Origin of the sequence: Liberiplasma polymorphum (assembly GCF_043951795.1) — a bacterium.
GTDB lineage: Bacteria > Bacillota_I > Bacilli_A > Izemoplasmatales > Izemoplasmataceae > Liberiplasma > Liberiplasma polymorphum.
In genome coordinates this window covers 1-11,226 of record NZ_JBIOAG010000051.1, presented here as the reverse complement: position 1 = coordinate 11,226, position 11,226 = coordinate 1, and the positions used below count along the sequence as shown (strand labels likewise).

Below are 11,226 nucleotides of genomic sequence, written 5' to 3'. Positions count from 1 at the left end.
AGTGAGAAAAAGTATAAAATTGTCTTAAGGTGGTGCGATATGTTCATATTTAAAAATTTTACACGCTTAAGCGATCAAGAAATTGAATTAATCTTAGAAAAAACGTTAGATGAAGATATTGAAAAAGATTACTTACCTAGTTATCAATATGTAATTAAATTGAAAGATACAAACGATGCAATAGGCAGTATCGATATACGGATTGGATTTAATAAGAACATTCACTATGGTGGAAATATCGGTTATTTTATTGAAGAAGCTTATCGGGGTAATTATTATGCTAGTAAAGCTTGCAGACTACTAAAACCAGTCGCTCTTGCTCATGATATGAAATCATTACGTATTACGTGTAATCCTGATAATATAGCCTCTAGAAAATCGATTGAATCTGTTGGTGGTATACTACTTGGTATTATTGATTTACCTGAAGATAATGAAATGTATCAACAAGGCGAGCGTCAAAAGTGTTTATATGATTGGTATTTGTAAAAAGCGTTCAACATTAGTGTTGAACGCTTTTATTAAATAGTTGGTGTAGCAGTGGTTTGATTTTATAAATATCATCTAAAGTCTCTTTTGTTAATGATCCTACTTTGTTTAATATCATCTCGACAAATATCGCACCAAACTCATGTAACAATATGCTATCAAATAGCATATCTATAAACGAATCAATTGGTGTATCCTTAATAAATAAATTAAATAAAGTTTGATCGAAATCGAAAAGTCCAAATACAATTGAAGGATATTCATAGTAAGCAGGTGCGATGGTACTGTCTGCAAAATCAATTAAATAAACCTCGTTATCTTCACTTATTAGTATGTTGTCTTCAGTAATATCACCATGGACATATACTAAGTTTTCAAGCTTGAGCGCTTGGATATGAGTATCTACTTGTTGTTGAACACCGATTTGAAATGTCTTCCATTTATTAAATATTTTATAGCGTTCTTTTACAGTTACATCATAGGATGACTCATTTGGTGTAACATTTAATGCCTCTAAAATGGTTGTAATCTTATCAACAAAAATCTTTTTTTCTTCGATAGTATACTTTTTTACGACATCTCTTGCTTCTAAAGCTTCTATATATTCAAAAATCATGTAGTAAAACGGATATTTACATTCTATTCGGCCTTTATGAAATAGTTTTGGTACTTTAACGCCAGAATGATATGCACGCGTTAATGCTAAAAGCTCTGCATTAAAATCAGAGATGGTATTCGCTCCAGATGAGGGTGGGGCAAATATCTTAAAAATAGTGTGCCCAACTTTAAAAACTGCATTGGTACTGAAGCCTTGTGGTGTAATATCTGCAACATCAATCTGATGTATTTTTGCAATTTCATGAATAAGCGGTTTAAATGCATCCGTATCCATATAGATTATTGACCAATCTGTCCAATTCTCAATATTTTTTTGAAATATAATGATGATTCACCCCAATCTATTAAAAATGGGAAACCCGAAGGTTTCCCATTGTTCTACTTTTTTTTAATTAAAGAGTAGTGATGTTTTCAGCTTGAGGTCCTTTTGCACCTTCAACTACATCAAAAGATACTTTTTCGCCTTCTTCTAATGTTTTGAATCCTGATTTTTGGATATGTGAGTAATGTGCGAACACGTCTACACCTTCGTCAGTAGTAATAAATCCAAATCCTTTTTCTGCATTAAACCATTTAACAGTTCCTGTCATAATTTTGTTTCCTCCATTCTTAATTATTTCTTAAACGTAGTGCATGAAACTCATAAGAATGTACAAACTAATTTGTTCTTTATTTCTTATAAATTGCCTATTGCGCTTAAGTTCCTACTTTATAATACACTAATTTAGAAATAATGCAACCTATATTGCTTTATTTTTTTATTTTTTACAGTTTAAACGATGATTTTAGCTCTACAACACGGTTAAAGACTAATTTATTTTCGTTTGTGTCTTTATCGAGTGCAAAATAACCCATTCTAGTGAATTGGAATGGCTCACTTTCTTTTGGAACAACATCGCCTTCAATATAGCCTTTTTTGATAATTTTTGAATGTTTGTTGATTTTTTCTTCAAAAGGCAACTCTTTATTGTCAAAATCATTTATTAACTCATCGTATAAACGGATTTCAACTTCTTTAGCGGTTGATGCTTCGACAAAATGTATGTTTCCATTCGGCTTTCTTTCATTAAATCCTGATCCACTACGTGTTAGTTTATCATAAGTTGCCTGTATTTCAATGATATTTCCAGAATCATCTTTAATAACCTTGTTTGCTTTTATGAAATAAGCAGACATTAACCTTACTTCAACACCTAAAGCCAATCGTTTCCATTTTTTATTTGGTTTTTCTTCAATGAAGTCTTCTCTTTCAATATAAAGTTCTTTACCAAAATATATTTTTCTTGAACCCAACTCTGGTTTATCTTTATGAAACTCTGATTCTAAATATTCAACTTCATCAGACTCATAATTCGTAATGACTACTTTTATTGGATCGATTACACCATGAATACGGCGTGCCTCAGTACTTAAATAGTTACGCACATATTCATAAAACATATCAATTTCTGTTTCACCTTGGCTTTTTGGTAGACCTAATGCATTGATAAAGCCTTGGATGGCTTGAGGTGGTACACCGCGTCTTCTTAGTCCACTGAGTGTAATTAAGCGTGGGTCATCCCATCCATCAACTACACCTTCTTCAACTAATTTACGAATATAACGTTTTCCTGTTACTTGTTTAGCCATAATGAGTTTACCAAACTCAATTTGTCTAGGAACTTTTGGCATTTCGCAGTATTTTACAAACCAATCATAAAGAGGTCGATGATCTTCAAATTCTAAACTACAAAGTGAGTGTGTAATCCCTTCTATAGCATCTTCTAAAGGATGTGCAAAGTCATACATTGGATAAATACACCATTTATCCCCTGTATTATGATGATGCGCACGTTGTATACGGTAAACAATTGGATCACGCATATTCATATTTGGACTTGCCATATCAATTTTGGCGCGTAGTACTCTTGCACCATCTTCATATTCTCCGTTTTTCATCCCTTCAAATAAACGTATGTTTTCTTCAATAGGACGTTCTCTATAGGGACTGTTTTTCCCAGGACTGGTTAAATCTCCACGGTATTCTTTTATTTGATCAGGAGTTAAATCACATACATAGGCTAATCCTTTTTTTACTAATAACATCGCGCGTTCGTACATTTCATCAAAATAATCACTAGCAAATAGTAAATGTTTCCACTTAACACCTAACCATGAAATATCTTCTTTCATTCCTTCAACAAAAATCAAATCCTCTTTAACAGGGTTTGTATCATCAAAGCGTAAATTAAAATATCCACCATATTCAGTGGCTAAATTATAGTTTGTTAAAATTGCTCGTGCATGACCTAAATGTAAGAACCCATTTGGTTCTGGTGGAAAACGGGTAATTGGAACTTCGTGCTTTCCACTTTTTAGGTCTTCTTCGATTATTGTGCGAATAAAATTTCTGTTTTCCATTAATATCACCAATACTTTCATTGCTTATTATAAACAATAAAGGATAAAAATGAAAGATTAATGAAAAAAAACCTACAGCTTTTTCACTATAGGTTTTCATAGTTTTTTTATTCGAAATTATTATTATAATCTTCAAGTAAACTTGGATCGATTAAACCGTTAAATGTTTCAAGGAATGCTTGTTGTGCTTCTGGTGACATCTCGTCAAAATTCTCAAACAGTGCACTAACATCTTCATCGGTGATTTCTTCATTATTATCAATTTTAGCTTGAATGGTTAATATCTGATTATAGGTATCTTGTTCTGGGCCAGGATTGGTAGTATCTAGTACAGATTCTAACTCAGTATTTAAATTAGGATCTGAGAATACATCATAAATGGCACCTGAGAAACTATCTAAAATATTTTGTAATGAAGGATCAGTCGCTACGACATGAATACGTAAGGCACGATCAACTATTTCAACTTTGTTAACTTCAACGACACCTGATTGTGTCCCTTCTGCCATTAAGTCAGTTAAACGAACTGTATCAATGATAATATAGCCTTCTTCACTAAAATAGCCGAAGTAAAAGTCTTCCATAGTGCTTAAGTAGTCTTTAAATGGTTGTAAGTTAGTAACATTTAAAAACTCTTTACCTGATTCTTTACCGATTGTAATTTCACTTAAATCAAACGCATAAACATCTTCGTCAAAGCCAATAACTTCATCTGCTCTAATAAGTAATAATGATTTTATACCATCAATATTAAACAATCCTTTAATTTGTAAATAGATGATTTCTTCGGAATTTACTTCTTCTACTCTAAACTCAAACCAAACGGCTTCAAGACCTACAGTAATCGTTTGTGGATTGCCAAGTTCATCTTCATATTCGAACTCGAAACGGGCATTTTCAAAGCCTTCCATTTGTTTATATATCATGCGATTAAATGATCGTTCAGAAATTGTAAAATACGTTTGATTAGTTAATGCCATAGTAAATACAAATTCATCAAATCGATTTCTTAATGACTGTTCAAACTCATAACCTTCATAATCAAAGCCTTGTAAATAAGCTGGTATGTCTGTGATTGGGCTGTTTCTAATTAATGATAATCTAAATAAGAAATCAAATGATTCATCATTTAATTTAAACTGAATTAACCCATTATCAAATATAATTTTTAATACCTCGGTTGCAAGTAACATGGTTGCATCGTCTTCACCACTACTTCTTACGTACTCAACGATGTCATTTTTATCGATAGTATATTTTAATTCAGATAAATCAAAATCACCGATAGGTAATTGTTCATCTACGTTGATATCAGTTACATTATTTAATAATCCAATGATTCCAGTGAATAAGCGTTTGGGTAAAGGCAATCTCCCAACACGTAAACGGCTGAATTCTAATGTATATGATTGATTTTGAACATCATCTGTTAATAGTAATTCAGTACGAATAATCGATTTAAATGTAAACCCTTGATTGCCATCAACTTCTAATGCAATATTCGCGATTAGTGTGTCTTCTTCAAATGTGATCCATACGCCAATCACGCGAATGAATACATTACCATTTATATTTTCTTCAAAAATATATAAGCATTCACTGTTATCACAATCTTCATTAGGTAAGTAGTTAGGGTTTGGTCCTGGTGTATCATCATCACCACGTATTGCATTAAAAATAGCAATATTAATGATATCCTGATGAATTTTAAGTTCTAAATCAGTATCCATACCTGTTTTAGCGCTTGTGATAGCTTGATTTAATTCTGTATATAGTTCTTGTTGTGCATCTGCATTTTCGGTATATAAACTTAAAGGCATCTCGTCTAACGCATTGCCATTATACATTAATCCAACTAATAAAACTGGTATACCTATTAATGTAAACAATATAAATAGTAAACTAAACAGCAGTTTTTTCATAAAAAACACACTCCTCATAATCTTGTTATAGATTAAGTATAATGAAAGAGTGTGTAAAATTTATGAATTATGTATTACTAAATTATGAAAGTTTCATTCTTGAAAATCCGTTTAGGTCAAAACCGTCAGTTTTTTGTGCTTTTTGAAAATGATAATACCCTGCAATACTGATCATCGCTGCATTATCTGTACAATATTTAAACGGTGGAATTAGTACAGGTATGTCGTTAAACGTTTGTTCAACTCTTTGTCTTAAATGTTTGTTTGCTGCGACACCACCTGCAATGATAAACATTTTTGCATCATAGTCTTCAAGGGCAATTTTTGCTTTTTCGATTAAGTGGTCAATTGCTGCTTCTTGAAAACTTGCACACATATTATTAACATCAATGATTTCGTTTTTCATTTTCATTGTGTTTATTAAGTTTATTACATGACTTTTAATCCCACTATAGCTAAAATCATAACGTCCTTTTGTTTCAACTTTAGGCATTTTATAAGATGTCTCACCTAGATGCGCTAAACGATCAACAATCGGCCCCCCCGGATAAGAAAGTCCTAAAACACGTGCTACTTTATCGTAGGCTTCACCAACTGCATCATCTTGAGTCTCTCCTAGTTTTTCGAAATCATAATGCTCTTTCATTAAGATTAACTCAGTATGACCACCTGATACAACTAGACAAATTAATGGAAAAATCATTTCTCCTTCAATTTGATTAGCATAAATATGACCGGCAATATGATGTATGCCTGTAATAGGTATTTGATGTGCAAAGGCAAATGCTTTTGCGGCATTAATTCCTGTTAATAAACTACCTATTAATCCTGGACCTTGAGTAACAGCAATTAAATCGATATCACTAATAGCAATATTAGCTTCCTTAATGGCTTGTTCAAAGACTACTGTAATCCCTTTAATATGTTCACGAGAAGCAATCTCAGGTACAACACCCCCAAAGGCTGCGTGAAGTTCAATTTGGGAAAGCACGATATTACTTAAGATTGTTTTACCATCTTTACTAAGTGAAACACTCGTTTCATCGCAACTGCTTTCTACACCTAATACAATCATGCTTTACCTCCTATCTTTTTCACCATTAAAAGCGCATCTTCACCATTTAAATAGTATTTTTTTCTTGTGGCTTCTTGTTTAAAACCAAACGACTCGTAAAAACGAATCGCTTGTAGGTTTGATTTTCTTACTTCTAGGGTTAATGCTTCTACTTGTTCTTTTGAACATAAATCGATAATAAACGCCATTAATTTTGTGCCTATTTTTTCTCTTCGCATAGACTTAATGACTAAAAAGTTCATGATTTCTGCATTGGGTTGTGTAATCCAACAACCAACATAACCTACCCGTTGGTTATCTTTTAAAGCAATAAAGTAATGCGCTAACTTGTTGTATAAAATCTCATCATATAACGTTTTTTTACTTAAACTTTTTTCAAAAATATCCATTTCTTGTTGATGCACAAATTCTACGTCTGACATATCCATTTTACGAATTCTAAAGGCTGTCATTTTGATTATGCTCTATGTTTATGACATGGTTATTTCGATTTGAAATTTTGTATAATAACATTTGTGAAACGTAGATAAGTGATAATAATACTGTGACATAGATTAAGTGATTACTAAAAATCATCTCAACATTTTCTGGAATTTCTGAAATAAACCAGTAATTAACACTTGTAGTTGAATCGAGTCGACTCAATAATTTATTGATATTATAAATGACTGGTGCAACAAGTAAAACCATAACAAATGTTTTATAAGTAGCACGCAATGTTACTCTAAACTGATAGGCCTTAAAGTAATATAGTGGCACCATTATAATCGTCATATGTAATAATATAAAATGCCAATAGCGAATATTATAATATGGGAATCCGTAACTAAATGGCACTAACAGTGCCATAATTCCGCCTAAAACACCGAAGAAAAATACAAATTCAAATATACGTTGTGAGTTTGTTTTTAGTAATGCTAAACTCATAAAAACAGCAAAACTACATATATGTAAAGGAAACGATAATTCTCCGTTTAACCAATTGTGTGCGTGATAAATGATCTCTAATGTGACTAGCCAACCAAAAACAATATTTCTAATTTTGGTTTCATGTTTGCTTTTATAGATTACATGGGCATATTTTAACGGTAAAAAAACCGCAATAATAGCGAGTCCAATCAACATATAGTGATGCCATGTAAATAATCTAACTCCACGTTCTGGGTCGATTACATATCCGAAAAAATTTGAAAACATCCCTTCACCTACTCATACCCTTTGTTTAAATTTCGTTCCGCTTCCGTTTCCCTTAAATATACAGGTGCTAAAAGATGAATGTCTTTAACTTTTACTAGCAAATCTGTCTGTAATAATTTTACCATATTTGGTTGACCCTGTGCAACTAAGGTTACATTAGAGTTCATTTGTGTTTCATATGCTTTTAAATGCGTGTATTCATCAGGTATTACTTGTTTAATTATGCCATTATTAAGTTCATATAAGCCTAAAAATGCATACCCTCTTCTTGCATCTATCCAAGGTAAGATTAATCCCTCTTTTTCTACACTACTTGCAAGTAAAGCTAAACTACTAATGGTATAGACTGGAATATTTAGACTCCATCCTAACATTTTAGCTACTACCACACCGATTCTTAACCCTGTGTAACTGCCCGGACCAATACCAACAATGATTCTATCAAGATCATTTGGTGTTAACTCATGGCGTTCTAATAAGTTTGATAACTCATCCATTAAGGTAACAGAATGATCGTTTTCACCTTTATGGTAGTGAACTTCTATTGCTTCATTATCTCTATATAACGCTAAAAATAAATAGCTTGTAGCGCTATCGATGACTAATTGATTTTGCGATTTTTTCATATTTTCCACGTCCTTCAATGGTTAAATGTCGTTCATGCTCACTAATAAATGCGATATGAATCGATAAATATTCATCCGGTAAACTTTCTTCAATGTAGGTATACCATTCAATGACACTAACTCCGTTACTGTAAATATACTCTTCTACTTCCATATCACGCTTAACCCCTTCTAGGCGGTAAGCATCGATATGTGTTAATGAATAAGGTTTATGCTCATAATTTTTCATAATTGTAAAAGTTGGAGAATTTATTGAATCGTTAATACCCATATGTTTTCCTAAAAATTGTGTGAATGTCGTTTTTCCAGCGCCTAAATCTCCCGCTAAACATAAAACAAACCCAGGAAAAAGATGTTTAGCAACTTCTTGGGCAAAAATTTCCATTTCATTTATATTTTTTATTTCAACAGTATAGACCAAATAAATCACCTCTATCATTTGCAAATTATATCATATTTACCGGTTTTATACACCTGAAAAGATTAATATGCTATAATATTCTTAGTAACTAATTGAGAGGATAATCTTATGACAATCATCTTACACAATCCGCTTTCTAAAAACAAAAAGTCAAAGCGAGTCACAAAAAAGTTAGTAGATTATTATAAAAAAAATAATCTCCCATTTCGCGTGAAAAGTTTACTAAAAATTAAAGATTTAGAAGCTTATTTAACTGGAAAGCCTGATGATAATAATATTATTATCTTAGGTGGTGATGGTACCATAAATACTTTTATAAATGACACCTTTAACTATAATATTAAACAGCCACTATATTTGAAAAAAAGTGGTTCTGGAAACGATTTTTTACGCTCACTAAAAAAACAAAAGACTAATCATCAGTATATTTTAAAACTTGTTCATAACGGAAAAACAAGATATTTTATAAATGGTGCTGGTATGGGCATTGATGGTGAAATTGGCTATCGTGTAAACCAATCAAAAAATAAGCGTAAGTTAAACTATTTAATCAATACGGTTAAATCTTTAATTTCATTTAAACCTAAATTTTTAGAAATCACCATAGATGGTGCCCCTTATACATTTAAGAAGGCTTATCTTGTAAATGCTAATAATGGAAAATTTATCGGTGGTGGGATGAAACTAACTCCCAAAGCTCAAATTGATGAACCTAATTTTGATGTGTTAATTGTGCATAGAGGGAATAAATTTTTATTATTACTTATTTTCCTTAGTGTTTATTTAGGTCTTCATACTTACGTAAAACGTTACGTGTTTACAACAAAAGCTAAACATATAAAAGCAACCATGTTTTCTAAACAAATTGCCCAATGTGACGGTGAATGTTTCCTAGATACGCAAGAAATTGAAGTATCCGTAACCGACAAAAAAGTTTATTTTACACCTTATCATAAATAATCACTAAGCTGTTTTATGCTAACTATTAACAAATAAAAAAACCGAGAAATCATATTGATGACTCGGTTTTTAATTAAAAAATTATCTTCTTAAAATTAGAACTTCAAATAAGCGATAGAAGAAATCCATAATCCCTCGATTTAATAAGAATGGAATACGGTTTAATAAATTAACTATACTTCTAAATAAGAAAACATCTCGGTAGAAATAAGTAAATACTACAAATCCAGCAAACCCAACAGAAAGAACGAAAAGTCCGAAAATAACTTTCTTAATCCTAACTGGTACATGATGTCTTAATAATGCTTCTAAGTTATCATTTGTGCGTTCGAGTTGTCTTAAAATTAAATCAAGTTTATCCATTGGAACTGCATCTTCATTAGGTTTTGTAGTTTCATCTACAACTAATGCTTTTTTAGGTTTTCTAATTTTTTTAACTTTAAACAATAAAGCTTGAAGCGCTTTACTTCCTTGTTTAGTTTTGGTTGTCCATTTTGGCTCAGTTACTAATGCTTCATCCTCTGTTGTAACTGAAACTACTTCTGGAGTAACTTCGACTTTTTCCTCTATTACTTCTTGTGGTTTTTCTTCAATTGGTGCAGATAACTCAGCTTCAAACACATCTTTAGTCGTATGCGCATTTCTTAATAAATAATCAATGGCTTGTGGTTTTGATATATAGCGTGAAGCGATTAAATCATTCGCTGAGGCGAACTCTTCAAGTTGTTTTGTAGTAAATCCATCAAGTATTTGATGTTCTTTTTCATTATATGAACCTTTTTTCTTAAGTTCTAATATAATGGCTTCTTGAACTTGATCTCTTTTAAGATTTTTAGGAATCTTAACATCATACTTAGCCGCAATCATATCAAGTTCTTTAACAGATGAACTGTATAAAATTGTTTCTTTAAACTGATTGATGGTTAAACCATCTAAATTACCTTCTTTATCAAAGAAGCAGTGATCAAGTGTTTGATTAAACTCTTTTACATTAGGTAATTCTTTTGTTGTATCATAGTGTGCTTCAATAAATGCTTCAATACTTTCCTTACTAACCCCTTGTTTCTTAATGTCTTTTAATAGGTTTGTCCAAAGTGTTAAAAAATATTGTTTATTGATGCCATCATTGTTTTGTTCAGTTAATTCGTTTTCAAGTTGGGTTTCACAAAATTTTTCAAACCAGTTTAAACGCTCTGCACGCTTAGAAATGTTAATGTCTACATTGTTTTTATCTGCTTCTATCATTTGGTTTGCTTTTTGTCTTTCAGCTAACAGCGTTTCCTTTAACGAATCCCTTAATGCATTAATACGAATGGCTCTAGGTAATAATACTTTTTGATCTTTTAAAAAAACTAATACTTCATCGCCCTTTACACATGTTAGTAATTCTGGTAAGTCAGCTGTTTTATACTTCTCACCTTTAATACTATATGCATTCCCCATAAATTTATAACTCTCCCCTTAGAATTTATGTCCCTTAATTAACTTTAGTATAGCATAGCCAGTTTATAAAAAAAA

The 11,226-nt window shown here is 31.6% G+C and carries 12 protein-coding genes; 2 read left to right on the top strand and 10 right to left on the bottom strand.

The genetic code is table 11. The features are described 5' to 3' along the window. Positions 1–39: 39 nt before the first annotated feature. Positions 40–489, top strand: coding sequence for a GNAT family N-acetyltransferase (locus ACHAJD_RS09190; protein ID WP_435585573.1), 450 nt, complete (start codon positions 40–42; stop codon positions 487–489). A 13-nt stretch (positions 490–502) separates the two neighbouring features. On the opposite strand, the gene ACHAJD_RS09185 is transcribed toward ACHAJD_RS09190, so the two are convergent. The 9 genes from ACHAJD_RS09185 to tsaE all read right to left on the bottom strand — a co-directional run bounded on the left by ACHAJD_RS09185 (position 503) and on the right by tsaE (position 8,748). Further along, positions 503–1,381 (bottom strand): aminoglycoside phosphotransferase family protein, encoded by an 879-nt coding sequence (locus tag ACHAJD_RS09185; RefSeq protein ID WP_435585572.1) that lies wholly within the window; start codon positions 1,379–1,381, stop codon positions 503–505. A gap of 118 nt (positions 1,382–1,499) precedes the next feature. Continuing rightward, positions 1,500–1,700 carry a cold-shock protein gene (locus ACHAJD_RS09180; RefSeq protein WP_435585574.1) on the bottom strand — a complete coding sequence of 67 codons (201 nt, stop codon included), beginning with the start codon at positions 1,698–1,700 and terminating at the stop codon, positions 1,500–1,502. A gap of 172 nt (positions 1,701–1,872) precedes the next feature. Further along, a complete protein-coding gene (locus ACHAJD_RS09175) occupies positions 1,873–3,507 on the bottom strand; it encodes a glutamine--tRNA ligase/YqeY domain fusion protein (RefSeq protein WP_435585571.1) in 1,635 nt (544 codons plus the stop codon). 107 nt (positions 3,508–3,614) lie between these two features. After that, positions 3,615–5,429 (bottom strand): hypothetical protein, encoded by a 1,815-nt coding sequence (locus tag ACHAJD_RS09170; protein ID WP_435585570.1) that lies wholly within the window; start codon positions 5,427–5,429, stop codon positions 3,615–3,617. A gap of 82 nt (positions 5,430–5,511) precedes the next feature. Next, positions 5,512–6,504 (bottom strand): tRNA (adenosine(37)-N6)-threonylcarbamoyltransferase complex transferase subunit TsaD, encoded by a 993-nt coding sequence (tsaD, locus tag ACHAJD_RS09165; RefSeq protein ID WP_435585569.1) that lies wholly within the window; start codon positions 6,502–6,504, stop codon positions 5,512–5,514. Then, positions 6,501–6,956: a ribosomal protein S18-alanine N-acetyltransferase gene (gene rimI, locus ACHAJD_RS09160; protein WP_435585568.1), complete on the bottom strand. Its 456-nt coding sequence runs from the start codon at positions 6,954–6,956 to the stop codon at positions 6,501–6,503. Before rimI ends, tsaD begins: the two co-directional genes overlap by 4 nt. Continuing rightward, on the bottom strand, positions 6,943–7,701 hold the full coding sequence (locus tag ACHAJD_RS09155; RefSeq protein WP_435585567.1) for a TMEM164-related integral membrane acyltransferase: 759 nt from the start codon (positions 7,699–7,701) through the stop codon (positions 6,943–6,945). The genes rimI and ACHAJD_RS09155 overlap by 14 nt, the downstream gene beginning before the upstream one ends. 8 nt (positions 7,702–7,709) lie before the next feature. Then, complete coding sequence (tsaB, locus tag ACHAJD_RS09150) at positions 7,710–8,327, bottom strand: tRNA (adenosine(37)-N6)-threonylcarbamoyltransferase complex dimerization subunit type 1 TsaB (RefSeq protein WP_435585566.1); 618 nt, start codon at positions 8,325–8,327, stop codon at positions 7,710–7,712. Further along, positions 8,293–8,748: a tRNA (adenosine(37)-N6)-threonylcarbamoyltransferase complex ATPase subunit type 1 TsaE gene (gene tsaE, locus ACHAJD_RS09145; protein ID WP_435585565.1), complete on the bottom strand. Its 456-nt coding sequence runs from the start codon at positions 8,746–8,748 to the stop codon at positions 8,293–8,295. The genes tsaB and tsaE overlap by 35 nt, the downstream gene beginning before the upstream one ends. Before the next feature lie 108 nt (positions 8,749–8,856). Between tsaE and ACHAJD_RS09140 the strand changes: the two genes are divergently transcribed. Next, complete coding sequence (locus tag ACHAJD_RS09140) at positions 8,857–9,708, top strand: diacylglycerol/lipid kinase family protein (RefSeq protein WP_435585564.1); 852 nt, start codon at positions 8,857–8,859, stop codon at positions 9,706–9,708. Between the two features lie 81 nt (positions 9,709–9,789). Here the strand turns inward: ACHAJD_RS09140 and ACHAJD_RS09135 are convergent, their stop codons facing one another. Next, entirely contained in the window at positions 9,790–11,151 is a 1,362-nt protein-coding gene (locus ACHAJD_RS09135; RefSeq protein WP_435585563.1) for a hypothetical protein, read from the bottom strand. Positions 11,152–11,226 lie beyond the last annotated feature (75 nt).